Annotated in this window: 22 protein-coding genes; 10 read left to right on the top strand and 12 right to left on the bottom strand. The window is 65.8% G+C overall.

Going from position 1 to position 24,712, the window contains the following annotated elements; genetic code table 11:
- The first annotated feature begins 63 nt into the window (after positions 1 to 63).
- Positions 64 to 1,017 carry an L-threonylcarbamoyladenylate synthase gene (locus DI606_RS05005; protein ID WP_293980282.1) on the top strand — a complete coding sequence of 318 codons (954 nt, stop codon included), beginning with the start codon at positions 64 to 66 and terminating at the stop codon, positions 1,015 to 1,017.
- A 31-nt stretch (positions 1,018 to 1,048) separates the two neighbouring features.
- Here the strand turns inward: DI606_RS05005 and DI606_RS05010 are convergent, their stop codons facing one another.
- From DI606_RS05010 to DI606_RS05040, 7 genes are all read right to left on the bottom strand, one after another.
- The gene (locus tag DI606_RS05010; RefSeq protein ID WP_293980284.1) at positions 1,049 to 1,312 is read right to left on the bottom strand and encodes a hypothetical protein; all 264 of its coding nucleotides are present in this window, start codon (positions 1,310 to 1,312) and stop codon (positions 1,049 to 1,051) included.
- Between the two features lie 105 nt (positions 1,313 to 1,417).
- Entirely contained in the window at positions 1,418 to 1,951 is a 534-nt protein-coding gene (gene msrA, locus DI606_RS05015; protein ID WP_293980285.1) for a peptide-methionine (S)-S-oxide reductase MsrA, read from the bottom strand.
- 43 nt (positions 1,952 to 1,994) lie between these two features.
- Positions 1,995 to 3,701 (bottom strand): long-chain fatty acid--CoA ligase, encoded by a 1,707-nt coding sequence (locus tag DI606_RS05020; protein ID WP_293980352.1) that lies wholly within the window; start codon positions 3,699 to 3,701, stop codon positions 1,995 to 1,997.
- Positions 3,702 to 3,838: 137 nt separating this feature from the next.
- Entirely contained in the window at positions 3,839 to 4,522 is a 684-nt protein-coding gene (locus tag DI606_RS05025) for a DUF1013 domain-containing protein (protein WP_293980353.1), read from the bottom strand.
- Positions 4,523 to 4,637: 115 nt separating this feature from the next.
- Entirely contained in the window at positions 4,638 to 5,666 is a 1,029-nt protein-coding gene (locus tag DI606_RS05030) for a glycosyltransferase family 1 protein (RefSeq protein WP_293980287.1), read from the bottom strand.
- A gap of 18 nt (positions 5,667 to 5,684) precedes the next feature.
- Positions 5,685 to 6,557: a UDP-2,3-diacylglucosamine diphosphatase gene (locus DI606_RS05035; RefSeq protein WP_293980289.1), complete on the bottom strand. Its 873-nt coding sequence runs from the start codon at positions 6,555 to 6,557 to the stop codon at positions 5,685 to 5,687.
- Between the two features lie 111 nt (positions 6,558 to 6,668).
- Positions 6,669 to 7,673 (bottom strand): NAD(P)H-quinone oxidoreductase, encoded by a 1,005-nt coding sequence (locus DI606_RS05040; protein WP_293980291.1) that lies wholly within the window; start codon positions 7,671 to 7,673, stop codon positions 6,669 to 6,671.
- A 95-nt stretch (positions 7,674 to 7,768) separates the two neighbouring features.
- Here DI606_RS05040 and DI606_RS05045 point away from each other — a divergent pair, with 95 nt between their 5' ends.
- The 7 genes from DI606_RS05045 to DI606_RS05075 all read left to right on the top strand — a co-directional run bounded on the left by DI606_RS05045 (position 7,769) and on the right by DI606_RS05075 (position 15,120).
- The gene (locus tag DI606_RS05045) at positions 7,769 to 7,966 is read left to right on the top strand and encodes a DUF1192 domain-containing protein (RefSeq protein ID WP_293980354.1); all 198 of its coding nucleotides are present in this window, start codon (positions 7,769 to 7,771) and stop codon (positions 7,964 to 7,966) included.
- Between the two features lie 153 nt (positions 7,967 to 8,119).
- Positions 8,120 to 10,453, top strand: a complete 2,334-nt coding sequence (clpA, locus tag DI606_RS05050) for an ATP-dependent Clp protease ATP-binding subunit ClpA (RefSeq protein ID WP_293980292.1) — start codon at positions 8,120 to 8,122, stop codon at positions 10,451 to 10,453.
- 125 nt (positions 10,454 to 10,578) lie between these two features.
- Positions 10,579 to 12,414 (top strand): sodium:proton antiporter, encoded by a 1,836-nt coding sequence (locus DI606_RS05055; RefSeq protein ID WP_293980293.1) that lies wholly within the window; start codon positions 10,579 to 10,581, stop codon positions 12,412 to 12,414.
- Positions 12,411 to 13,028, top strand: a complete 618-nt coding sequence (locus DI606_RS05060) for an OmpA family protein (protein WP_293980295.1) — start codon at positions 12,411 to 12,413, stop codon at positions 13,026 to 13,028. Before DI606_RS05055 ends, DI606_RS05060 begins: the two co-directional genes overlap by 4 nt.
- 69 nt (positions 13,029 to 13,097) lie before the next feature.
- Entirely contained in the window at positions 13,098 to 13,292 is a 195-nt protein-coding gene (locus tag DI606_RS05065) for a hypothetical protein (protein ID WP_293980297.1), read from the top strand.
- 11 nt (positions 13,293 to 13,303) lie between these two features.
- Entirely contained in the window at positions 13,304 to 14,194 is an 891-nt protein-coding gene (locus DI606_RS05070) for an ROK family protein (protein WP_293980356.1), read from the top strand.
- A 236-nt stretch (positions 14,195 to 14,430) separates the two neighbouring features.
- Positions 14,431 to 15,120, top strand: a complete 690-nt coding sequence (locus tag DI606_RS05075; RefSeq protein ID WP_293980298.1) for a hypothetical protein — start codon at positions 14,431 to 14,433, stop codon at positions 15,118 to 15,120.
- 22 nt (positions 15,121 to 15,142) lie between these two features.
- Here DI606_RS05075 and DI606_RS05080 read toward each other — a convergent pair whose 3' ends face one another.
- The 5 genes from DI606_RS05080 to DI606_RS05100 are packed head-to-tail and all read right to left on the bottom strand — an operon-like array spanning position 15,143 to position 21,700.
- Positions 15,143 to 15,865 carry an anti-sigma factor gene (locus DI606_RS05080; protein ID WP_293980299.1) on the bottom strand — a complete coding sequence of 241 codons (723 nt, stop codon included), beginning with the start codon at positions 15,863 to 15,865 and terminating at the stop codon, positions 15,143 to 15,145.
- Positions 15,858 to 16,391 carry a sigma-70 family RNA polymerase sigma factor gene (locus DI606_RS05085; RefSeq protein WP_293980300.1) on the bottom strand — a complete coding sequence of 178 codons (534 nt, stop codon included), beginning with the start codon at positions 16,389 to 16,391 and terminating at the stop codon, positions 15,858 to 15,860. The genes DI606_RS05080 and DI606_RS05085 overlap by 8 nt, the downstream gene beginning before the upstream one ends.
- Entirely contained in the window at positions 16,379 to 17,620 is a 1,242-nt protein-coding gene (locus tag DI606_RS05090; RefSeq protein WP_293980301.1) for a glycosyltransferase family 1 protein, read from the bottom strand. Before DI606_RS05090 ends, DI606_RS05085 begins: the two co-directional genes overlap by 13 nt.
- Positions 17,621 to 17,675: 55 nt before the next feature.
- Entirely contained in the window at positions 17,676 to 19,490 is a 1,815-nt protein-coding gene (locus DI606_RS05095) for a M14 family metallopeptidase (protein ID WP_293980302.1), read from the bottom strand.
- Between the two features lie 17 nt (positions 19,491 to 19,507).
- Positions 19,508 to 21,700 carry a TonB-dependent receptor gene (locus DI606_RS05100; protein WP_293980304.1) on the bottom strand — a complete coding sequence of 731 codons (2,193 nt, stop codon included), beginning with the start codon at positions 21,698 to 21,700 and terminating at the stop codon, positions 19,508 to 19,510.
- Positions 21,701 to 21,968: 268 nt separating this feature from the next.
- Between DI606_RS05100 and DI606_RS05105 the strand changes: the two genes are divergently transcribed.
- Together DI606_RS05105 and DI606_RS05110 are read left to right on the top strand one after the other, a co-directional pair.
- Positions 21,969 to 23,651, top strand: coding sequence for an ABC transporter transmembrane domain-containing protein (locus DI606_RS05105; protein ID WP_293980305.1), 1,683 nt, complete (start codon positions 21,969 to 21,971; stop codon positions 23,649 to 23,651).
- Complete coding sequence (locus tag DI606_RS05110; protein WP_293980307.1) at positions 23,648 to 24,712, top strand: HlyD family efflux transporter periplasmic adaptor subunit; 1,065 nt, start codon at positions 23,648 to 23,650, stop codon at positions 24,710 to 24,712. Before DI606_RS05105 ends, DI606_RS05110 begins: the two co-directional genes overlap by 4 nt.

A 24,712-nucleotide genomic window follows, 5' to 3' on the forward strand; every position in this document is an offset into this window, starting at 1 on the left:
CTGTCACGGTCGTGACGCAATGCACTTTTACTGCGGACGACCGGGGGCTATATCGCGAGGATCGTGACCATCGCTCAATCGACCTTTTCCACCAGATCCTGCCGCTATGGCGCCGAGGCGCTGCGCGAGGCGGCGCTGCTGATCCGGGCGGGAGAGCCCGTCGCCGTCCCCACCGAAACCGTCTATGGCCTGGCCGCCGACGCGACCGACAGCAGCGCGGTCGCCGCGATCTACAGCGCCAAGGGGCGTCCCAGTTTCAACCCGCTGATCGTGCATGTCGCCGACCGGGCGATGGCCGAGCGGCTGGCGCATGTGTCGCCGACGGCGGCGCTGCTGGCCGACCGGTTCTGGCCGGGGCCGCTGACGCTGGTGCTGCCGGTGCGGGACGATAGCGGCCTGTCGCCGCTGGTGACGGCGGGCCTGCCCACCGTCGCGCTGCGCCTGCCCGCACATCCCGCGATGCGCGCTCTGATCCGCGAAAGCGGCTGCCCGCTCGCTGCGCCTTCCGCCAACCGCAGCGGGTCGATCAGCCCGACACGGGCCGAGCATGTGCTTGCCAGCCTGAACGGCAAGATCCGCATGATCCTGGACGAAGGGCCGACCAGCGAGGGGCTGGAATCCACCATCGCCGCGCCCGAAAGCCACCGCATGCGCCTGTTGCGCCCTGGCCCTGTCACGGCGATGATGATGGAGGAGGCGAGCGGCCTGCCCGTGGTCGAGGGCGCAGGCGGACGGATCGAGGCGCCCGGCCAGCTCGAAAGCCATTATGCCCCGTCCAAGCCCGTGCGGCTGAACGCCACGCGGGGGGAGCGGGACGAATATCTGATCGGGTTCGGCCTGATGCCCTGCCACATGAACCTGAGCGTCGAGGCGGATTTGCGCGAAGCGGCGGCGGCGCTGTTCGCGGCGCTCCATGTGGCAGACGCAAGCGCGGCGGCGCGCATCGCGGTGGCGCCCGTCCCTATGGAGGGGATCGGCGTCGCGATCAACGACCGGCTGCGGCGGGCTGCGGCTTGAGCCATGGCTATGTCCGGCGACGCATGACGCGCTAGTCGCAGTCGCGATAGCCCGCTTCGCGACACTGGCGGCGGCGTTCCTTGGCCTGCCGCTTCATCTCACGACCCTCGCGCGCCTCCTGCTTGCGCATCTTGCGTCCGTAGTTGCGATCGGCCTCTTCCTGGCTGGTGGTGGTCCAGTCGATCACCTTGCCCGTCGCGCGCACGGGCGCGGTGACGACACTGGCGACGGTGCGGACGCAGCCGGGCAGCGCCAGCAGCAGGACCGGCGCGGCAAGAATGAGCTTCATCTTCATGGGCATGGTCCCCCGACCGTGTGGCAACAGGGGCCATTCCTAGCACAGCGACCGTGAACCGCTCACTAACGATGATATGAGCGGATCCGGTCGGCCGGCCGCACGCTAGGCGTCGATGCGGTCTGCAAAGCCCTTGCGCAGCTTGGCGAGTTTGGGCGGGATCACAGCCATGCAATAGGGATTGCGGTCGCCGACCCGGTCCCAATATTTCTGGTGATAATCCTCCGCCGGATACCAGGGAGCGTCCGGTTCGATCGCGGTGACGATGGGGGACGACCGATCCGCCTGCGCCCGATCGATCCCGGCACGCGCCTGCGCCTCCTGCTCGGGCGAATGGGGGAAGATCGCCGAGCGATATTGCGTGCCGACATCGTTGCCCTGACGGTTGAGCGTCGTCGGATCGTGCGTCGCGAAGAAGATGTCGAGCAGGTCGCCGTAGGAAATCACATCGGGATCGAACGCGATGCGGATCGCTTCGGCATGGCCGGTATTGCCCGAACATACCTGCTCATAGGTGGGGTCAGGCTGCGCCCCGCCGATATAGCCGCTCTCGACGGACGATACACCCTTCAGGTTCTGGTACACGGCCTCCGTGCACCAGAAACATCCGCCGGCGAGGGTTGCGACTTCTTGCGCCATGATCGGCTCCTTATATCTGGTCTTGTCGCACAGATAGGAACGGTCAGGCGACGGTTCCAGCCTCCGCCATCGCCGCTTCCGCCTTGGCGCGCTCCTCGGCCACCAGTTCCTTGCGCGACAGCTTGCCCACCAGCGTCCGGGGCAGGTTGAGGCGCACTTCGACATCGCACACCCGCTCATGCTTGCCGAGTTGGGGATTGAGCCAGTCCTTGAGCGTCGCGCCGTCCGTTTCGAACCCTTCGTTCAGGGTCACGAACGCCTTGGGCTGTTCCCCGCGATAGCGGTCGGGCACGCCGATCACGAGCGCCTCCTTGACCGCGGGATTGTGATAGAGGACCTGTTCGACCTGGCTCGGAAACACCTTGAAACCGCCGACGGCGATCATGTCCTTCAACCGGTCGACGATCTTCACATAACCGTCTTCGTCGACGATCCCGACGTCGCCCGTGCGGACATAGTCGCCGACGAACACTTCGGCATCGGCGTCCGGGCGGTTCCAGTATCCCTTCATGATCTGCGGCCCGGCAAAGAGCAGTTCGCCCGGCTCGCCTTCGGGCGGGGGCCTGGTCGGGTCGTCCCGGTCGACGAGCCTGACGCGCGTGCCGGGAACCGGCTGTCCCACGGTGCCGCTCTTGTTCAACCCCTCATAGGGATTGGAGCAGACGATCGGGCTGGTTTCGGTGAGGCCATAGCCTTCGATCAGTTGCGCGCCCGTTGCCGCCTCGAACCGCTGCTTGAGTTCGAGCGGGAGCGGCGCGCCGCCCGATATGCAGGCGCGCAGGCAGGAAAAGTCGATGTTGCGGATCGCGGGATGATCGAGCAGCGCCTGGAACATCGTCGGCACGCCGGGCAGCGAGGTCGCCTTCACCCGCTGGACGGCGGCCAGCACCTGCGCCGCGTCGAAGCGCGGCAGCATCACCATCTCGCCCCCGTTCACCACGGTGCGATTGAGCGTGCAGGTATTGGCGAAGACGTGGAAGAAGGGCAGCACCGCGATGATGCGGTCCTGTTCATGCTGGTGCGGGTCGATTGCCTGGGCCTGCCGCGCGTTGGCGGTCAGGTTCTGGTGGGTCAGCATCGCGCCCTTGGGCGTGCCGGTAGTGCCGCCGGTATATTGCAGCAGCGCGATGTCGTTGACAGGATCGATATCCGCCACGACGCAATCCCCGCGATTGGCGACCAGCCGGTCGTAGCGCAGCACGCGCGGATCGTCCGGGATGGGCGTGCTCTCGCTCGCCTTGAACCAGCGGAACAGCAGGGATTTGACCGGCGAGAGCATCTCCGCCACCGACCCGACGACCAGCTTTTCGAGGCTGCTATGTTCCAGCACTTCGAGCGCGGTGGGCAGCAGCGCCCTGGCCGACAGGGTAAAGAGGATCTTCGTGCCGCTATCCTCGACCTGATGCTCCAGTTCGGCGGCGGTGTAGAGGGGGGAGAAGTTGACGACGATGGCGCCCGCCATCAACGCGCCATAATAGGCCGCGACATAATGCGGCGTGTTGGGGAGGTAGAGGCCGACCCGGTCGCCCTTCCCCACGCCCATCGCCTGAAGCCCGCAGGCGATCCGGCGGATCTGGACGAACATATCGCCATAGGTGAATTTGCGCCCCAGGAAATCGACCATGAAGGCGTCAGGATGCGCGGTCGCGCTTTCCGTCACCATTTCGCCCATCGATTTGGGGGGGAATGTCTGGTCCCAGGCCGTGGGGTGCTGGTACCGTTCTCGCCAGATTTTTTCTACGCTCTCCATGGCGGCGAGTGTATGGGGGCGTCGCACTTTACGCAAGCGTCAACAAACGCAAAAAGGCCGCGCCCCCATGTAGCGCGGCCCCGGATTATTGCCGCTTTATGGCAATTTTCGATGCAGCGTCGGATGACGCTACGGCATTATACCTCGCCCTTGTTGCTGCTGAACGGATCGAGGATCGTGGCTGCGCCCGAAATGAATTCGGACTCGGTCTTGAGCGCTTCCTCCGCACGGCGGGTGGCGTCCTCGCGCTCGCGGCGCAGTTCCTCGATCAGCGCTTCGCGGTCGCCGTCCAGGCGCGAATCGGTGGGCGCTTCGATGCCTGCCTTCTTCGCGGCGCGGACGACCAGCGCGTCCAGTTCCCGCTGCGAGCAAAGGCCGAGCGTCACCGGATCTTTGGGCACGATGTTGGAGATGTTCCAGTGCGTGCGGTCGCGGATCGCGGCGATGGTGGTGCGGGTGGTGCCGATGAGCTTGCCGATGGCGCCGTCCGAGACTTCGGGATGGTTGCGCAGGATCCAGGCGATGCCGTCGGGCTTGTCCTGCCGCTTGCTGACCGGCGTGTAGCGCGGCCCCTTCGTGCGGCGGACGGGTTCGGGGCCCTTCAGCATCTTGAGCTTGTAGTCGGGGTTGGTTTCGCCCTTGTGGATTTCGTCCATCGTGATTTCATGTGCGCGGACGGGATCGCGACCGGTATATTTGATGCTGGCGGTATCGTCGGCGATGGCCTGCACCTCAAGGATGTGGAGCCCGCAGAATTCCGCGATCTGGTCGAAGCTGAGCGCGGTATTGTCGACCAGCCAGCTGGCGGTCGCGTGGGGCATCAGGGGCTGGGACACGGGGACTCTCTCCGGCGTAAAAACGATAAGGGCCGCCCAAGCAGGGCGGCCACGGCGGATCAGAGATAGAACATCCTTGCACCAGCGGCAAGAAAAAGCGTCAGGCCGCGCTTTCCATCACATCGGGGTCGATGGCGTGGAGGCCGGACAGAAATTCGCGCGCGCTGCGGTCCCAGCTGAAGCTGCGGCCATAAGCGGCGCAGGCCCCCCGGTCCTTCGTCAGGGCAGAGGCGATGGCGGCGGACAGGTCTTCGCCCAGCGCGCCGGTTTCGGGCGTCACGATGTCGACCGGCCCGGTGACGGGATAGGCCGCGACCGGCGTGCCGCAGGCGAGCGCCTCGATCATGACGAGACCGAACGTATCGGTGCGGCTGGGGAAGACGAACGCGTCCGCCCCGGCATAGGCCCCGGCCAGGTCCGCGCCGAACAGAGGCCCCAGGAACCGCGCATCGGGATGCGCCTTCTCCAGCGCGGCGCGGGCGGGGCCGTCGCCCACCACCACCTTCGATCCGGGATGGTCGGCGGCGAGGAAGGCGGCGATATTCTTTTCCACCGCGACCCGCCCGACATAGAGCAGGATCGGGCGCGCAAGACCCGCGAAGGCGGCGGGCGCGGGGGCCTGCGGCGTGAAGGCGGCAAGGTCGACGCCCCGGCCCCATGGGCGCACGTTGGGAAGGCCGTGGGCGCGCAGTTGATCGCGCACCGACCGGGTCGAAACCAGCACCGCCTGCGCAGGACCGTGGAACCAGCGGATATAGCGCCAGAACCAGGCGGCGGGCAGGCCGGTGCGCTGCGCCACATAATCGGGGAAATGGGTGTGATAGGCGGTGGTGAAGGGCACCTTCGCGCGCAGGCACCAGCGGCGCGCCGCGAGGCACAGCGGCCCTTCGGTCGCGAGATGCACGGCGTCCGGGCGGAAGGCGGCGATCGCCTGCCCCACCACGCTCGCACGGACCAGCGCCAGCCGGATTTCAGGATAGGTCGGACAGGGAATAGAGCCGTAGAGATCGGGGGATATCACCTCGACCGGATGCCCCATGTTTTCGAGCTCAGCGCGGATGGTCTGGAGCGTGCGGACGACGCCGTTCACCTGCGGGGTCCAGGCGTCGGTGACGATGGCGATGCGCATGACGGGCGATCCTTCGGATCAGGCAGCGAGCTGCGCGCGCGAGGGCGCCTTGCCCGCTTCGCGCTTCGCGATCTCATCGGCCCAGTGGAGCACCTCCATCGTGCCGTCGCGATGCTCGACCAGCGCGGTGCAGCCTTCGACCCAGTCGCCGTCGTTATAATAATCGACGCCCGCGATCCGGCGCATCTCGGCATTGTGGATATGGCCGCACACCACCCCGTCGACACCGCGCGCGCCCGCTTCGTGCGCCACCACCTCCTCGAACCGGGAGATGAAGGAGACCGCGTTCTTGACCTTGTGCTTGGCCATCTTGGACAGCGACCAGTAGGGCAGGCCCATGCGGCGGCGCACCGCGTTCACCACGACGTTGAGGCGCATCAGCATGGTGTAGGCGGCGTCGCCCACGAAGGCGAGCCAGCGATGGGCCAGCATGATGGTGTCGAATTCGTCGCCGTGCAGCACCAGCAGCTTGCGCCCGTCCGCCGTCTCGTGAATCGCCTTGCGCCGGATTTCCACGCCGCCGAAGCTCATGCCGGTGAACTGGCGGAACATTTCGTCATGGTTGCCAGGGATGTAGACGACGCGGGTGCCGCGCTTGGCGCGTTTCATGAGGCGCCAGACCACGTCGTTGTGACTGGCGGGCCAGTAGAAACGCTTTTTCAGGCGCCAGCCGTCGATGATGTCGCCGACGAGGTAAATGGTGTCGCTGTCCACGCTATCGAGGAAGTCGATCAGCATCGTCGCGTTGCAGCCGCGCGTGCCAAGGTGAATGTCCGATATCCAGATGCTGCGATAGCGGCGGCGCTGCCCTTCGCGTTCGGGTATGTGGAAGCGGTCGTCTGCGATATCCTCGACATCGCTCAGGAAAGGCAGGCGCGTGATGGCGTTCATATGTCGTCCCCAAAGACCTTCATCCTCGGGAACGATTCCTTACGCGGACTATGTTACAATCCCGCGCCGGATATGACGGAAATGCGACGGTTTCACGCCCTCATAAGAGCGTCAGACGATCAGCACGATCTTCCCGAAATGCTCGCCCGCGTCCATGCGCGCATGGGCCTGCGCCGCGTCGGCAAGGGCGAAGCGACGGTCCATCGCGGGGCGCAGCCGGCCTTCGCCGACGAACGGCCATACGGTGCGCATCAGTTCGTCGGCGACCAGGCTCTTGAACCCCACCGACCGCGCGCGCAGCGTCGATCCGGTCAGCGTCAGGCGGCGCTGCATGATCGCGGGGATGAAGACTTCCGCCTTCGCACCCCCCAGCGTCGCGATGGAGACGTGACGGCCATCCTCGGCCAGGCAATCGACGTTGCGGGGCAGATAATCGCCGCCGACCATATCGAGCACCGCCTGCACCCCCTGCCCGTCGGTGATGCGCTTCACTTCCTCGACGAAGTCCTGCGTGCGGTAGTTGATCGCATGGTCCGCCCCCCACCTGCGGGCCTGGGAACATTTGTCGTCCGACCCGCAGGTGACGGCGATCCGGATATCGAACAGGTTGCAGAGGCGGATCGCCATGGTGCCGATGCCGCTGGTTCCGCCATGGACGAGCACCGTGTCGCCCGCGACCACATAGGCCCGTTCGAACAGGTTGGTCCACACGGTGAAGAGCGTTTCGGGAAGCGCGGCGGCCTCCGCCATGTCATAGCCTTCGGGCACGGGCAGGCACTGGCCCGCGGGCGCCACGGCATATTGCGCATAGCCCCCGCCTGCGACCAGCGCGCAGACATTTTGCCCCATCGGCATGTCCACGCCGCTGCCCGGCGCGACGACGACGCCCGATATTTCGAGGCCCGGAATGTCGGACGCGCCGGGCGGTGGCGGATATTTCCCCTGCCGTTGCAGCACGTCGGGCCGGTTGACCCCCGCCGCCGTTACGCGGATCAGCACCTCGCCGGGGCCGGGCACGGGAACGGCACGGGTTTCCGGCACCAGCGCTTCGGGTCCGCCGGGCGTCGCAATGCCGATCGCCGTCATCTCATCCGGGATCGTAAATCCGTCTGCCATTGCCCGCCCCTCTTATGCTGCGCCGCGTCAGAAATCGACGGACTGCACGCGCGCCCTTATTGACAGAGTGGGGATCAGGGTCAACATTGCCCGTCATGGACATGGACGAGTATCTGCCGCGCAAGGGCGACGATCCTCTGACCCGCCTGATGACACAGGATCTGGGGCCATTGTCCGTTGCCGAACTGGACGCCCGCATCGCCGCCCTGGAAGCGGAGATCGTGCGGACCAGAGCGAAGAAAGACAGCGCCGTTAACCATAAGGCAAGTGCCGAGGCGCTATTCAGGCGATGAACCCGCGCCCCGCCCCTGTCGCCCGTCAGGGCTTCTCCGGGCTTGGGCAGTCAGGCAATTCCGCTGGTCGGGGGCAGGCCCTTGATCCCGCGTCGAGCAATGCCGACATCCGGTTCTGTACCGCCCCTCACCGGGGCCAGGAGTAGAACGACAATGCCATCTTTCGCACCCGCTCTCGAAACCACGCTGCACAACGCGCTGACCCATGCGTCGGAGCGCAGGCACGAATATGCGACGCTGGAGCATCTGCTGCTGGCGCTGATCGACGACGAACATGCATCGAAGGTGATGCAGGCGTGCGGCGTCGAGCTGGGCGAACTGGGCGATGCCGTCACCCACTATCTCGACACCGAACTCGACAGCCTGAAGGTGGAGGGTGCGTCCGACCCCTCCCCCACCAGCGGTTTCCAGCGCGTCGTTCAGCGCGCGATCCTGCATGTCCAATCCTCCGGCAAGGATGAGGTCACGGGCGCCAATGTGCTGGTCGCGCTGTTTTCCGAGCGCGAATCCTATGCCGTCTATTTCCTGCAACAGCAGGACATGAGCCGTCTCGATGCCGTCAGCTTCATCAGCCACGGCGTCGGCAAGGGCACGCCCCAGCCCGAGCGTCAGGAAAGCAAGGGCACCGCCGAGGAGGAAAAGAAGGTGCAGGACGGCAAGGGCAAGAAGGACAGCGCGCTCGACCAGTTTACGGTCAACCTCAACGAAAAGGCGGGCCGGGGCAAGGTCGATCCGCTGATCGGCCGGTCCGCCGAAGTCGACCGCACCGTCCAAATCCTCTGCCGCCGGTCGAAGAACAATCCGCTCTATGTCGGCGATCCGGGCGTGGGCAAGACCGCGATTGCGGAAGGTCTGGCGCGCAAGATCGTCGAGGGCGACGTGCCCGAAGTGCTCAAGGAAGCGGTGATCTATTCGCTCGACATGGGCGCTCTGCTGGCGGGCACCCGCTATCGCGGCGATTTCGAGGAGCGGCTGAAGGCAGTCGTCACCGAACTGGAAAAGATGCCGCACGCGGTGCTGTTCATCGACGAAATCCACACGGTGATCGGGGCTGGCGCGACCAGCGGCGGGGCCATGGATGCGTCCAACCTGCTCAAACCCGCCCTGTCGGGCGGGACGATCCGCTGCATCGGCTCCACCACCTACAAGGAGTTCCGCAATCATTTCGAAAAGGACCGCGCACTGCTGCGCCGGTTCCAGAAGATCGACGTGAACGAGCCTTCGGTCGAGGATACGATCAAGATCCTCGCGGGCCTGCGCTCCGCGTTCGAGGAGCATCACCACGTCAAATACACGCCCGACGCGATCAAGGCCGCGGTGGAACTGTCGGCCCGTTACATCAACGACCGCAAGCTGCCCGACAAGGCGATCGACGTGATCGACGAGGTCGGCGCGATGCAGATGCTGGTGATCCCGTCCAAGCGCAAGAAGACGATCACCCCCAAGGAGATCGAACAGGTCATCGCGACGATGGCGCGCATCCCGCCCAAGACCGTGTCGTCGGACGACAAGAGCGTGCTGGAATCGCTGACCACCGACCTCAAGCGCGTCGTCTTCGGCCAGGACAAGGCAATCGAGGTGCTGTCCAGCGCGATCAAGCTGAGCCGGGCGGGCCTGCGCGATCCGGACAAGCCCATCGGCAATTACCTGTTTTCCGGGCCCACCGGCGTCGGCAAGACGGAAGTCGCGCGCCAGCTGGCCACGTTGCTCGGCATTCCGCTCCAGCGGTTCGACATGTCGGAATATATGGAGCGCCATTCGGTCAGCCGCCTGATCGGCGCGCCTCCGGGCTATGTCGGTTACGACCAGGGCGGGCTTTTGACCGATGCGGTCGACCAGAACCCGCACAGCGTCCTGCTGCTGGACGAGATCGAGAAGGCGCATCCCGACCTGTTCAACATCCTGTTGCAGGTGATGGATAACGGACGCCTGACCGATCACCACGGCAAGACGGTCGATTTCCGCAACACCATCGTCATCATGACCACCAATGCCGGTGCGTCGGACATGGCGAAGGAAAGCATCGGTTTCGGCGAGTTGTCGCGCGACGATGTGCAGGAGGATGCGGTGAAGAAGCTCTTCACCCCGGAATTCCGCAACCGCCTCGACGCCATCGTGCCGTTCGGCTATCTGCCGACCGAGATCGTAGCGCGCGTGATCGACAAGTTCGTCCTCCAGCTGGAACTGCAGCTGGCCGACCGCGACGTACACATCACGCTGGACGATGCCGCGAAGGAATGGCTGACCGCCAAGGGCTATGACAAGCTTTACGGCGCGCGTCCGATGGGCCGCCTGATCCAGGAAAAGATCAAGCAGCCGCTGGCCGAGGAACTGCTCTTCGGCAAGCTGGTCCATGGCGGCGAAGTCCATGTCCACATGAAGGAGGATGCCGGCGGCGGATCGGCGCTGGCCTTCGAAATCACGCCCGCCGCGCCCAAAAAGGGCAAGAAGGGCGGCAAGGCGAAGGCGGCGGAAGGCACCAAATAAGCCTTTGCTCACTGCATTTTGCGAAAGGGGCGGCCTGCGTAAGGGTCGCCCCTTTTTCGTAGGCCAGGCAAAAATTTCCGCGCAACGCGCTACCTTTTGCCGGTTTGACGGGTTAGGCTTCCTCCATGGAGCACCACGCCCTCGTCTTCGCGCTGATCGGCATTTTGGGTATCGGCGCGCAATGGATCGCCTGGCGAACGGGCTGGCCCGCCATCGCGCTGATGCTCGCCGCCGGCGTGGTCGCGGGTCCCATTACCGGCCTTATCGAACCGGAACACACGTTCGGCGAACTGCTCGAACCGATGATATCGGTCGCGGTGGCGCTGATCCTGTTCGAAGGCGGCCTCAGCCTCAATTTCCGGGAATTGCGCAAGACCGAAGGCGCGGTCGCGCGGCTGATGCTGATCGGCATTCCGCTGGGATGGGTGTTGGGCGCGATGGCCTGCTATTATGTCGCGGGCTTGGTGTGGCCGGTCGCGATCCTGTTCGCGGGCATCCTGATCGTCACCGGGCCGACGGTCGTCATCCCGCTGCTGCGCCAGAGCAACGTTGCCCCCCGCCCCCGCGCGATCCTGAAATGGGAAGCGATCGTCAACGATCCTTTCGGCGCGCTGTGCGCGGTCATCACGTATGAATATCTGCGGCGTGTCGACGAAGGCGCGACGCTGGTCGCGGTGGTGGCGTCGCTGCTGGGCGCGGCGGTGGTCGCGGGCCTCATCGGCTATGGCGCGGCGCGGGCGGTAGCCTGGGCCTTCCCGCGTGGGCATGTGCCCGAATATCTGAAAGCCCCCGTGCTGCTGGTCGCGGTGATCGGTACCTTCGTGCTGTCGAACGTCATCCAGCAGGAAACCGGACTGCTGGCGGTCACGGTGATGGGAATCGCGATCGCCAACATGCGGGTGGATTCGCTCCGCGACATCCAGCCGTTCAAGGAGAATGTGACGGTCCTGCTCATATCCGGCGTGTTCGTGCTGCTGTCCGCATCGCTGGATTTCGACGTGTTGCGCCAGTTCGAGTGGCGTTTCCTCGCTTTCCTGCTGGCGTTGCTGTTCCTCGTGCGGCCCGCGACGGTGCTGGTGTCGCTGGCGTTCAGCAAGATCCCGTGGAACGAACGGCTGCTGGTCGCGTGGATCGCGCCGCGCGGTGTCGTCGCGGTTGCGGTGTCGGGGCTGTTCGCGCTGCGCCTCGACCAGCTGGGTTATGGCGATGGCGGCATCCTTGTCACGCTGTCCTTTGCGGTGGTGGTGGCGACCATCGTCGCCCATGGGTTCAGCATCCGCCATGTGGCGCGATGGCTCAAGGTCACGGGCGCGACGCAGAAGGGGCTGCTGATCGTCGGCAGCACGCCGTGGAGCCTGTCGCTGGCGCGGCAGGTGCGGGCGCTCGACCTGCCGGTGACGATTGCCGATACGAGCTGGCAGCTGCTGTCGGCGGCGCGGCAGGCGGGGATCGCAACCTATCATGGCGAAATCCTGGCCGAAGCGACCGAGGACCGGCTGGACCTGACCCAGTTCCAGGTGCTGATCGCCACGACGGAGAACGAAGCCTATAACGCACTGGTGTGCAGCGAATTCGCACCGGAAATCGGCCGCGACCTCGTCTACCAGCTGGGCGGCCATGGCGACGACGAGGATCATCGCAGCCTGCCCGAGGCATTGCGCGGGCGGGCTTTGTTCACGTCCGGCCATGGCGTGGAGGACATTCGCGCACGTGAGGCGGCGGGCTGGACCTTCCGCAAGACGCGCATCAGCGAGCAGTTCGATTTCGCCGACGCGCAATCGGCCCTGCCCGACGAGGCGGACATGCTGTTCGTGCTGAAGAAGGACGGTCGCATCCGCTTCTTCACGCACGCGTCGCGCCCCTCGCCGCAGCCGGGCGATCTGGTTATTTCCTATGGCCCTTCGCGCCACGCGGATGCGGAACAATCGCGCCGTGCCATCATGAAGGAGGCGAGCCTGTGAAAGTCCCGTTCCATCGCGCAGCGACGTTGGCGACCGTGAGCCTGAGCCTGGTTGCGCTGGCGGCCTGCAAACCGGACGAACAGCCCGTAGCGGCCCCCGACAATGTCGCCAACGCCGCCAACACGGCCGCATCCGCCGACAAGGAGCCGGAGAAGAAATCGATCATCCGCCCGGACGTGGACGTCGCCCCCGAACCTGCGCCCACGCCCGAGCCGACCACGCTCGTGGTGCCGTTTCCGGCCAGCGGCGCGCAGCCCGACGATGCCGGGAAAGCGCTGATCGACGGGCTGATCGCCGGGGAACTCTTCCGGGCGGGCGGGCCGATCACCATCTGGGGCCACAGCGATTCGCGCGGCTCCGACGCGCAGAATCTGGCGGCCTCGCGCCGACGGGCGGAAGCCGTCAAAACCTATCTGGAAGAAAAGGGCGTCCCCGCGTCGCGCATCACCGTGATCCCACTGGGCGAAGCACGGCCCATCGCGCCCAATCGCAAACTCGACGGCACCGAAGATCCCGAAGGTCAGGCACGCAATCGCCGGGTGGAAATTCGTGTCGATGTGCCGCCGCCGCCGGTCGAGGATAAAGCGCCGGACGGCAAAATCGAAAAACGCTGACGCATCGTGTGCCGCGTCCGACTATTTTATTTTCAGCCCCGTGCCGTGCCGCCAAGGGGTGATGAGGTCGTGAGGTCCGACCCTGTTTGGGATAAGCAGACAAGCGGCGGCGGCACCGTCAAGGTCTCTCGCGATTCCTCCGATGTCTGCGATGCTGCGGACATCAGCCATTATCCTGCCTTCGCCGGATCGCCCTCCCCCTTCGACGAGGCATTCGGCGTCCCTCGCTTCGGCAAAGACCGGGCCGGGATCGTGCGGTCGTGACCGCCGAACCCTTGCTGGCCGGTGTGGAGCTGGGCGGCACCAAGGTGTTCGTTCTGCGGGCGCGGGGGCGCACGATCGTCGACCGCGTGTCGATCCCGACGAGGGGGCCGGACGAAACACTGGGCGAGGCCGCATCGACGCTCAAGCGCTGGTATGCCGAGGAGCCGTTCGCCGCGCTCGGTATCGCGTCGTTCGGGCCGCTGCGGCTGGACACGGCGGCATCCGATTTCGGCGTGATGCTCCCGACGCCCAAACCCGGTTGGTCCGGGGCGGACATCGCCGGCGCGCTGACCGACGGGCTCGACTGCCCGTTCGCCGTCGACACCGATGTGAACGGCGCGGCGCTGGCGGAATGGCGCTGGGGAGCGGGCGCGCAGGGGGAACGACCGAGCGACTCGCTTTGCTACATCACCATCGGGACCGGGGTGGGTGGCGGTCTGGTCGTGAACGGACGACCGCTGCACGGGGCGATGCATCCCGAAATCGGCCATATCATGGTGCGCCGCGCGCCGGGGGACAGCTTTGCCGGAACCTGCCCTTTTCACGGCGACTGTATCGAGGGGCTGGTGAGCGGCCCGGCTTTGGCCGCGCGCTTCGGGATGCCAGGCAACCGGATCGCCGACGACGCGCCGGGATGGGACAATGTGGCGAGCGACATCGCGCAGCTTGTCGCCAGCGTCCTGCTCACCACCGCCGCGCGGCAGGTGTTAATAGGCGGGGGGATCGGCATGGGGCGACCGCACCTGATCCCCATGGTCCGCGCGAAGCTGCTCGGCGTGCTCGACGGCTACCTCCCCTTCGTGGACGAGGCGAGCGTGGAGCGCATCGTTCGCACGCCCGCACTGGGCGATCAGGCAGGGCCGCTGGGCGCGGTCGCGCTCGCGCTGGACGCGCTGGCCTGACGCGCCGCACGCATGCCCGCCCACCGATGACGCTCTCGATAGAGCGCAGGTCACCGCCCCGTCGCAGGCGACAGAAGCGCCATCCGTGCAATCGGTTGCGTCTCACCACGCGGCGGCGCCTGCACTGCGACGGAATAGATCGCCGCCCGGCCTCGTAAAGGATCGAGACTGAATGCGGGTGGGACAGAGTGAGGACCGGATCATATCATCTATGTCGGGCGTGGATGCGCCTGACGGTGGCGGCTCTGGCTGTCGGCGTGAGCGGGCATGGACGGGCGAGCGACTATCCCGCCGTGCCCGAACCGATGATATTCGACATGATGCGCCCGCTCGGCGCGCGGCGCGGCGAGCTGGAGGCGAACATACTCGCCACCGCTCCGCTTTCCGGGCCGGACCGCCCGCTCAGTTGGGCGCCGGAGGTCGAATATGCGCTGGCCGACGGCTTTGCCATAGAGGGGGAGCTGCCGTTCGAAAACGGGCGACCGGTCGAATATAAGCTGGGCTTACAGGCCGCGTTCGGGAGCTTCGACGGCGGACGGAGCGCGCATGGCGTGCAGTATCTTGGCATCTACGACCGGCATGAGCAGCGCTATTCCAGCAGCCTTGCCTATATGGTGGTCCATCGGTTTTCCGACCGGTGGAGCGGCGTCAGCATGGCCGGGCTGTGGGATATCGACACCAAACGCCGCACCGGGCGCAATGCTGCAATCGTCAACCAGTCGCTGTTCTACGACGCGTCGGACGCGAGCGTGATCGGCCTGGAAATCAACTATCTGGGCGGACAGGAAGGCCATATGCTCATCATGCCGCAGCTTCACCTGACGATGACAGAGGCGATGGGCGTTCAGGCGGGCCTGGGCTTCCACAAGGATCGCGGCAAAAAGGGGCGGCCTCACGCCGGGCTGCGTGTGATCCGGCAGTTCTAGAACAGGATGGCTTCGCTCGCCGTCAGGACCAGGACCGGTTGAGCTGTTCGGCTGTCCGGTCGATCGCGCGGGGATCGTCGTCCCCGGTCAGCGCGTAGGACATGTCGCCGCGACGCCAGTAGGCAACGGACTCCGCACCCTCCCGCACGGCGTCGGGAATGGCGGGCGCATCGCTTTTCTCGCGCGTGGCGAAGATCGACAGCCGCTTGCCCGCCGCCGTCTTCACCGCGACCAGCAGCGCGGGGCTGCCGCCGGTAGGGAAAAGCTGAACGTCGGTCACATGCCAGTCTCCGGGCAGCGCAGGCAGGTCGATATGCGTGCGCGATAGGATTTCGCGGTGGTCGAGCGCCAGCGCTTCGACCTGCGACACCATGCGGGCGCGCATCATCGCCACGCGATGCGACGCCACCGCCATGTCGACATAGCCCGGCGGCGTGGGCTTTGCGACCAGCGCCAACAGCAGAGCGGCGGCGACACCCAGTCCGGCGACGGGTGCTGCCCTGCGCCAGAAGGGCCGAAAGCCGGGCGAGGCGAGCGCCGCCGCCGCGTTCGACAATGGCCCCGGCGCATCCTCCGCCCGGCGGGCGAGCAGGCGCAGGCCGGTGCGCGCGCTCATGTCGCCCATCACCTGCGCTGCGAGTTCGGGATGATCGGCCAGATGGCTTTCGACCGCGAACCGGCGCAAGTCGTCCAGTTCGTTGTCCACATAGGCGTGCAGTTCCTGATCGGCGGGCGTTTCAGTCATCCTGTCCTCCAACCACGCGCAGCATCCTTTCGCCCGATCCGCCCTGCCGGTCCCGCAGCGCCGTTCGCGCACGTGCGAGCCGCGACATGACCGTGCCGACCGGAACGTCGAGAATATCCGCCGCTTCCCTGTAGGTCATGCCTTCCACCGCCACCAGATGCAGCACCGAGCGGTGCTGGTCGCTGAGCGCTGCGAAAGCCTGCGCCAACTGAGCGAGCCGGGCACGATCCTCCTGATCGGCGTCGACATGGGACAACATGGTTTGGGCGAAACGGGCATCGCGCCGGGCCTCCGCCGCTTCCCTCCGCTTGGCCGACACGAAGACGTTGTGCACGATGGCGAGCAGCCATTGCCGCCGCCCGCGCCCCGGCTGGAATGTCCCCTGCCGCTCGATGGCGCGGACGAGCGCGTCCTGCACGACATCGTCGGCATCCTGATCGTCGCGCGCCAGCGACCGGGCATAACGGCGCATGACGACAAGGTCGTCGCCGATTGCGTCGCCCCTGCCCGGTTTCAGCCAGCGCACGATGTCAGCTCTTCGGCTGTGGCGGACGTGGGCGGATCGCCGAGGCAATCGACATAGGATCGGTAGACCTGCGACAATATCTCGCCCCAGTCATAGCGATCCGCCTGTGCACTGGCCATCGCGCTCATCCAGCGGCGGCGGTGCGGCTGGCGAATCGACTGCTCGACCGCATCGGCGTAGGCCGCAGCGTCGGTCGGGTCCACCAGCAGCCCCGTGCGTCCGTGCGTCACGAGCGCTGACGCGCTCGGCACATTGGCCGACACGACGCAAAGACCGCTGGCCATGGCCTCCAGATTGACGTTGCCGAACGCTTCGGTGACGCTGGGGTTGACGAGGATGTCCGCGCTGGCGATTGCGCGGCCCAGCTCTTCCCCCTCCAGGTGGCCGGTGAAGGTCGCGTTAGGCAGCCGCTGCGCCAGCCAACCGCGCGCCGGGCCTTCGCCCACGATCAGCGGACGCAACCTGTGGCCCCGCGCCCGCAACGACGCGATGGTCTCGGCGAACAGGTCCAGCCCCTTTTCGAGCACCAGCCGCCCGAAGAAAAGCGGCACGACATCGTCGCCGTCATATCCATGGCTTGCGCGCCATGCGTCGGACCGCAGGGCGGGATGGAAGCGCGCGCGATCCACGCCCCGGCCCCAGATGCCGACGCGATCCTCGCCATGGACCCGCGCCAGATCTTCGGCGATGGAGCGCGTCGGGGCGAGGATGCGGTCGCACCGGCCATAGAAACGGTCGAGATAGCGTTCGATGACAGGACGCAGAAAGGACAATCGGTAATAATCGGCATAGGTTTCGAAGCGGGTGTGCAGGCTGGCAACGGCGGGGATACCCATGCGGCGGGCATAGCCCAGTGCCTGCCACCCCAGCCAGTCGGGCGCGGACAGATGGACGATGTCGGGCGAAAAACCGTCGAGATCGGCACGCGTCGCACGGGGCAACCCCAGGGCGAGCCGATATTCGGGCCGTCCCGGCAGGCCGAGCGAGCGCACCGCGCGAATATCGCCTTCCGCCGCGAAAGCGGGGATGCGGGCGCGGGGAGAATAGACGCGCACGGTCGCACGATGCTTTGATTCCAGATGATGGACCAGCTTGTTCAGTGCCTGATTGGCACCGTCCCGCACGCAGTCGTAATTGCCCGAAAACAACGCGACGCGGAGCGGACGATCCGCTTTGCGGGGCGAAGGCGAGGAGAGGATCGATCGTGTTCGGTGGAAATGCGATGCCATGACGGGGTGCTTACGCCCCCCGGCGGCCATCTATTCCCTCGACATTTTGCGTCGATCAGCGTTCCCGCATGACGGGATAAAGACCGTGATAGGGGCTGCGGCCCGGCAAGCGGTCGGAAAGCCAGTTCAACCGGGAGTCGGCGTCCGCCGCGAAGGCGGGGTCGGCGGCCAGCTTCGCCTCGAACGCGGCTTTGACTTGCGGGTCGCGCGCCAGCAGCGCATCGGCCAGCGGGGCGCGGACGAAATCCTCGTCCCCCGGAGGCGCGGCGAGGATTTCGGGGAAGAAGCCCCAGGCCAGGAAACTATCCTGGCTTTCGGGTTCCAGCAACGCTGCGGCAAGAAGGCCGAGCGGCTGGTCGGCGGGCACGCGCACCGACCCGGCGGGCAGCGTTTCGGTCACGTCCTCGTGCCGCACCTTCGTTTCCAGCGGAATGCGCGCGTCGCGCGGGGAAGACAGCTTGGGATCGATCAGGCGGGCCCGGTCGAGCGTCAGCGTGCGCGGCGCGTTCAGCCGTTCGAAGCGGATACCGTGCAACGTCAGGCGATCGATCACCGCGTCCTGCCCAGCCGGAACCCACCACGCCTGGGGCAGCGTGACGGTTTCGACCGGTTCCTGGCCGATGATCGGCATCCGCCAGGTCACGGGGCGGCCCAGCCACCGCTGCTCCCTGCGCCCGCTGGCGGGGGAGGCATAGGTGTCGAAGGCGACGCCCCGGAACCGCTCGACCCAGCCGATCGGCTGGGCGGCGGGCTTCCAGCGCGTAAGCATGTCCGTCGGACGCGATGCGCGGTCGCGGGCCTTGGCATCGGCGATGACGGCGGCATCCTGCCCCGCCAGCTTCAGCGCGGCTTCGAGCAGGACGTAAGTGCCCAACACGCGTTGGCGATAGGGTTTGAGCATGTGGTTTTCGACCAGCACGGTCGGCACGCCGATAAAGTCGCCATAGCCTGTCGAATAACGCGGTCCTTCGGACGCCTGGCGGATGCCCTTGGTCGGATCGCGCGTGTCGATCGGGCTGGGGTAGCTGGTGGGGATATGCCCTGCTGCTTCCAATGCGGCGGTCACGCCCGGGCCGAAGCGGCCTTGCAGCCAGTCGGCGGTCGCACGACGATAGGCATAGCGCCCCCACCCCGCATAGGTGAAGGTGATGACATACTGCATGTCGAACCCTTCGCTGACATGGCAATCGACATAGAGGATGGGGTCGAGCCGCCGCAGCAGCGCGATCATCGCACGGGTTTCAGGTGCGTCGGCCTTCGCATAGTCGCGATTGAGGTTGATGTTGCGGCTGGTGCCGACATAGCCCTTTTCCGCAGGGCCGCGCAGCGCGGGGAAATGCCACCGGCTCATCCGTTCGTGCCCGTCGATGTTGTAGACCGGCACGAAAACGAGATCGACCTTGTCCAGCAGCCCGTCCTTGCCGCGCAACGCAATGTCGCGCAACAGCATGAGCCCCGCGTCCTTGCCGTCGATCTCCCCGGCATGGATACCCGCCTGCACCAGCACCACAGGCTTCGCCGCGCCCCCCGCATCGCCGCCCTTGCTGGCGCGCACGAGCAGCATGTCCCGCCCCTCCCCGGTGCGACCGAACGGCTCGACGCGGATGAGGGGCGATGCGGCGGCCAGCCGCTCGATCCAGGCGGCGACATCGGCATAGCGCGGCGTGGTGGCGAACCCGGCTTGCTCGGCAGGCGTGATCCAGGGATCGTCCTTGCGCGCGACCAGCTTTTCGCTGGCGCCGCTCCACGGCAGGGCGGGCGGCAGCACCGCCCCTGGCAGTCCGTCGAGCGGAGCCGGGGACGTGGCGACGGACGGCGCGGCAAGGCAGAGCGCGGTGGCGGCGATGAGGCGCGAAGGGATGCGGATCATGGGGGCCTTTCTCCAGGTCAGAACCGACCGCGCACACCGACGGTGGCGGTGCGCGGCGTGCCCGGCTGGACCCAGAGCGCGGTATAGCTGCTCGCGAACCAGCGTTCGTTGAAAAGGTTGCTGACCGTCCCGAACAGTTCCACCCCCTCGGTCAGTCCGACATTGCCGAACAGGCGGACGAGCGTGTGCGCGGGCAGCATGAAGTCGGTGCCGGTCTCGCCGGATCGCCGGCCGACATATTGCAGCCCCGCTCCCAGCTGAGCCTCCCGGTCGCCCAGCTTCATATGTTTGGCGACCTGCATGTTCAGATTATGTTTGGGAATGTTGATGAGCGGATCGCCCGGATTAATGCGGAACGAATAATTGGGGTCGAGCACGCTCGATCGCGCTTCCGCGTCGGTATAGGCGTAGCTCAGCATCACATCGACATCGCCGGGCAGATGGCCGTTGAGGTCGAGTTCGATGCCCCGGCTGCGTGCCTTGCCGATGGCGACCGAGAAGCCCGGATTGTTCGCGTCGCTCGCCAGCACATTGGCCTTTGTCAGCTGATAGACCGCAAGCGTGCCGGTAAGCGCGCCGCCGAAAGTCGAAAGCTTGGCCCCGGCCTCGATCGATTCGCTGGTTTCGGGATCGAAGATCCGGTTGAGCACGTCCGCGCCGACATTGGCGCGGTAGCCCTGCCCATAGGCCGCGTAGAGCGTGACGGGATCGCTCAGCCGGTAGACGATGCCCGCCTGCGGACTGAAACGATCCACCTTCCGCTCGGTATAGCGCAGCGCGGTGGCCAGCAGGCGATTGTCGACCTTCAGCGTCAGATTGTCGTATCGGCCGCCGATGCGCACCTGAAGCCGGTCGGTCAGTTCGATCTGATCCTGCACATAGAAGCCGTAGCTGCGCTGCGTGTCCAGCCGATTGGTCGTCACCGTCGTCACGGGCAGCGGGAAGCGACCGTAGACGCGATTGTCGATGTCGATCACATAGGCCGCCCGATCGCTCGGCGCGCTGCTGACCAGCGGGGGGCGGAAGCGGGTGAAATAATTGTCATAGGTAAACCGGTCGAAGTCACCGCCGAACAGCACGCGATGTCGCAGCGCCCCGGTCGCGAACGCGCCCGCGATTTCGGCGCGCAGCACGCTATGTTCCGCGTCATAACGGCGCGAGCGCCGCTGGCGGGAAAGCGACCGCCCATCCCGGAACAGCGTCTGTCGCGACGCGACCGTTTCGGCATCGGACGAAAATCCGGTCAGCAGCGTGTCGCGGTGGCTGGCGCCCACCAGCAGGCTCCAGTCGTCGCTGAACTGGTGTTCGAGGCGCAACTGGTGGCCGGTCGCGCGCGCCACGGTGTCGCCATCCCCCGGCTCGCCCAGGAAACGGGAGCGCGGAACGGTATCGAAATCGCCCCGCAGGACGACGATTCCCCGGTCGAACGGCACTTCGACGCGGGTCCATTCGAAATCGTAGGTGAGGCGCGTCCGGTCACCCAGCGCCACGCCCACCGAAGGGAGGAAACCCCAGCGTTTCTGCTCCACCGTGTCGCGGAACGTGTCGCCCTTTTCATAATAGCCGATAAGGCGCGCGGTAATGCCGCCCGTCAGCGCCAGATTGGCGTCCGCGTCGGCCCGAAACCGGTCGTAGCTGCCATATTGGAGCGTGCCGCTGCCGAAGGTCCGCCCGATCCGCGCCTGCTTGGTGACGATGTTGATCGTGCCGCCCGGCTCGCCCCGCCCGATCAGCGCCGCCGCCGGACCTTTCAACACCTCGATCCGTTCGATCCCCGCGACATCGCGCTGACCGCCGAAACCGCGCCCGGCATTGAACCCGTTGACGAGATAGCCGCTGGGCAGATTTTCGTCGCCCGCAAACCCTCGAATGGCAAAGGCGTCCCACAGTCCGCCCAGCGTATTCTGGCGCGCGACCGAAGCGTTCATATCGAGCGCGTCGGTCAGGCGCAGGATGTTGTTCTGTTGAAGCGTCTCGCTGCCGATCTCCGCGATGGACTGGGGAATTTCCTGCATCGCAAAATCGCCCCGATAGGCCTGGCGCACGCCGGTCACCGTGATTGCGCCCTCCCCTTCATTTGCGTGGTGGACCGCGTCGCCGGTCTGGGCATATGCCGGAAAGCAGGCGACGCTCAGCATCGGCATGGCAAGCGCGAGACGGCGCAGGACGGCGAGCGCACGGCGCGTGCGCTTTACAAGACGGATCGGCATATGTTCCCCTGACCAAGATGAGACAGAATCTCATTTGAGGGGGCACCTAGCGACGTGAGCGCGGAATCGTCAACAAAGATGTTACGTTATCTCATGGGACGCACCGCTGGGATTAGGGATATCGAACAGGCGTCATTTCGCCCATCCCAACGGCAAACCGGGCGTTCGTTGCAATCAGGTTATTAAATGTTGCAGGGCAGCATTGTTAACTTGTGCAAGTCCACGGCCTTTTCGTAAAGGCGCAACCGGCAAACGAAGAGGTCGAACGGTGGCTGGGGAGCGTTTTGGTCTGCGGCAAGCTGCCGCCTGGCTTCAGGAGATTGTCGGCCCGGACAGGGGCTATGTGAACGTCGGCATTGTCTACACGCTGGCGATCACGCTGCTATCTCTGGCGACGCCGATTTCAGTGCAACTGCTCATCAATTCAGTGGCGCGCACGGCGCTGGTCGCGCCCTTGTGGATCCTGTCGGGCGTGCTGCTGGCGCTGCTGCTTCTCGTCGCGTGCCTGAGCGCGCTGCGCGTCTATCTTCTGGCGGTGTTCGAACGTCGCATCTTTGCGCGGGTCGTGGCGGAAGTCACGGTGCGGGCTGTCCATGCGCAGAACCCCTTTTTCGCCGATGACAGCCGCGGCAGCCTGTTCAACCGCTATTTCGACATGGTGGTCGTGCAGAAATCGGTGCCCAGCCTCGTCATCGGCGCTTTCACGATCGTGCTCCAGGGGGTCGTCGGCCTCGTCGTCACGAGTTTCTACCACCCCTTCTTCCTTGCGTTCAACATCGTCCTCGTGGCGACATGTCTGCTCATCTGGATAGTCTGGCGGCACGGAGCGATCACCGGCGCGGTCGGCGTTTCCCACGCCAAACATGCCGCCGCGCACTGGCTGGAAAGCGTGGGCGCGTCGAACGGGTTCTACAAGTCCGCGCGGCACCTCGATTTCGCGATGGACCGTTCGGAGACGGTGACGGCGGACTATATCCGCGCGCATCGCCATTATTTCCGCTACAGCTTCGCGCAGGCGCTGGGCTATTTCCTGGTCTATGCGTTCGCCGCCGCCGCGCTGCTCGCGCTGGGGGGCAACCTCATCCTGGCGGGGCAGCTGTCGATCGGACAGCTCGTCGCGGCGGAGCTGATCCTGTCCGGGGTCTTCTACGGCATCTCGCAGCTGGGATGGTATCTCGACACATTCTACGATCTGGTGGCGAGTTCGGAGGAATTGTCGCAGATTTTCGCGATCCCGCAGGAGCCGGCCGGGCTAAGCGGGCAAGCGCCGCCTAACGGATCGGTGCGATTCCGCAATGTCGAACTGGACGACGCCCGCTTCGATTTCGCCATCGACAGCGGCGAGCAAACGGTGGTGCTGGCGGAACCCGGAGTCGAAAGCCAGATCGCGTTGCTGCTGAAACGCCATGCCCATCCCGACCGGGGGCTCTTAACGATCGGCGGGAGCGATCTGGGCAGTTTCGACATGTATCTGCTGCGATCCGCCGTGATGGTGTTGAACCGCCCCACGATCGTCGATGTCACGATCCGCGAATATCTGAACCTTGCGGCGGGGGGCAATGCGGACAATGCCATGATCCTCGCCATGCTGGAGGTGGTCGGCCTTGCCGCGCGCATTTCCAGCCTCCCCCACGGGCTGGATACGCAATTGGCGAGTTCCGGGTCGCCCCTGTCCATCGTGGAGGTGATGCAACTGAAAGCCGCGACCGCGCTCATCAGCCGCCCCCGGCTTTTGCTGCTGTCGCAACTCTACGACATGATGCCTGCCGAACCGCTGCACGCGACGCTGGCCATGTTGCGCGACCATGGAACCACCGTCCTGCTCTTTAGCGGTCGTCCCGAGACGCTGCATCTCGACAGCATCTTCTGGGTCGGGACGCGCGAGCAGCATCGATTTGCGGACCAGGCGGAGCTGGCCCGCTTCCTGTCGGGCAAGGAGGCGGAGGCGTGACGATCAATACCGCGCAACTGACGCATTTCCGTTCCCTCGCCAGCCTCAATCCGCCGCGCGTGGCTGTCGTCTTGGCATGGTTGATCCTGGCCGGCATCTGCCTTTCCGTCGCCATCCTCTTCGTGCCTTGGCGGCAGACGGCGCAGGGTCGCGGGCAGGTGATCTCGCTCGACCCCGACGATCGTCCGCAGCAGGTGTCCTCGCTGGTCGACGGTCGGGTGCAGCGCTTTTTCGTGCAGGATGGGCAGTTGGTGAAGGCCGGCGATCCGATCGTGCAGGTGGTCGATGTGGACCCCAATTTCCTCGAAAGGCTGGCCGCGGAAAAGGCGGAAGTCGAAGCCCAGATCGCCGCCATCGAGCAATCGCGCGCGGTCGCCTCCATCGACGTGGGCCGTACGGGCCAGCTGTTCGCCGAGGGTCTCGCCGCGCGGCGCGATTATGAGCAGACGCAGATCAAGGTCGCCGAAGCCAACGCGAAACTCGCCGAAGCGAAAGCGAAGCTTAAGCAGATCGAGGTTCGGCAAATGCGGCAATCCGCGCAGATCGTCTCCGCCCCCCGCAGCGGCCGGGTGCAGGAATTGAACGCGGCGGCGGGCGGTGCGCTGATTTCCGCCGGTACGGTGCTGGCGCTGATCGCACCCGAACAGATCGAGCGCGCGGTCGAGCTTTATGTCGACGGCAGGGACATTCCCCTGGTCGATCAGGGGCGTCCGGTGCGCCTGGAGTTCGAAGGCTTCCCCGCATTCCAGTTCAGCGGCTGGCCAGCCTTCGCGCTCGGCATCTATGATGGGCAGGTGCGGTCGGTCGATCCCACGCCGCGCCCGGACGGCCTGTTCCGCGTGCTGGTCGAACCCAAACCCGGCACGCCCGCCTGGCCATCGGCGCGCTTCGTGCGGCAGGGCGGCAAGGTGCTGGGCTGGATACAGGGCGACAATGTCACGGTCGGGTACGAACTGTGGCGGCAACTCAACGATTTCCCCCTCAATTTCGGGCAGGATCAGGTCGCTCAGAAAACACAGGAGAAGACCGAGAAAAGCTCGATCGAAAAGAAGAAGAAATAG

Source organism: Sphingobium sp., assembly GCF_003248505.1.
GTDB lineage: Bacteria > Pseudomonadota > Alphaproteobacteria > Sphingomonadales > Sphingomonadaceae > Sphingobium.

Bases quoted from the DNA above. Each gene is read 5' to 3' on its own strand.
- DI606_RS05010 (WP_293980284.1), bottom strand. From the start codon at position 1,312: ATGAAGATGAAGCTCATTCTTGCCGCGCCGGTCCTGCTGCTGGCGCTG.
- msrA (WP_293980285.1), bottom strand. From the start codon at position 1,951: ATGGCGCAAGAAGTCGCAACCCTCGCCGGCGGATGTTTCTGGTGCACG.
- DI606_RS05020 (WP_293980352.1), bottom strand. From the start codon at position 3,701: ATGGAGAGCGTAGAAAAAATCTGGCGAGAACGGTACCAGCACCCCACG.
- DI606_RS05025 (WP_293980353.1), bottom strand. From the start codon at position 4,522: ATGCCCCACGCGACCGCCAGCTGGCTGGTCGACAATACCGCGCTCAGC.
- DI606_RS05030 (WP_293980287.1), bottom strand. From the start codon at position 5,666: ATGCGCATCGCCATCGTCACCGACGCCTGGACCCCGCAGGTGAACGGC.
- DI606_RS05035 (WP_293980289.1), bottom strand. From the start codon at position 6,557: ATGAACGCCATCACGCGCCTGCCTTTCCTGAGCGATGTCGAGGATATC.
- DI606_RS05040 (WP_293980291.1), bottom strand. From the start codon at position 7,673: ATGGCAGACGGATTTACGATCCCGGATGAGATGACGGCGATCGGCATT.
- DI606_RS05045 (WP_293980354.1), top strand. From the start codon at position 7,769: ATGGACATGGACGAGTATCTGCCGCGCAAGGGCGACGATCCTCTGACC.
- clpA (WP_293980292.1), top strand. From the start codon at position 8,120: ATGCCATCTTTCGCACCCGCTCTCGAAACCACGCTGCACAACGCGCTG.
- DI606_RS05055 (WP_293980293.1), top strand. From the start codon at position 10,579: ATGGAGCACCACGCCCTCGTCTTCGCGCTGATCGGCATTTTGGGTATC.
- DI606_RS05080 (WP_293980299.1), bottom strand. From the start codon at position 15,865: ATGACTGAAACGCCCGCCGATCAGGAACTGCACGCCTATGTGGACAAC.
- DI606_RS05090 (WP_293980301.1), bottom strand. From the start codon at position 17,620: ATGGCATCGCATTTCCACCGAACACGATCGATCCTCTCCTCGCCTTCG.
- DI606_RS05095 (WP_293980302.1), bottom strand. From the start codon at position 19,490: ATGATCCGCATCCCTTCGCGCCTCATCGCCGCCACCGCGCTCTGCCTT.
- DI606_RS05100 (WP_293980304.1), bottom strand. From the start codon at position 21,700: ATGCCGATCCGTCTTGTAAAGCGCACGCGCCGTGCGCTCGCCGTCCTG.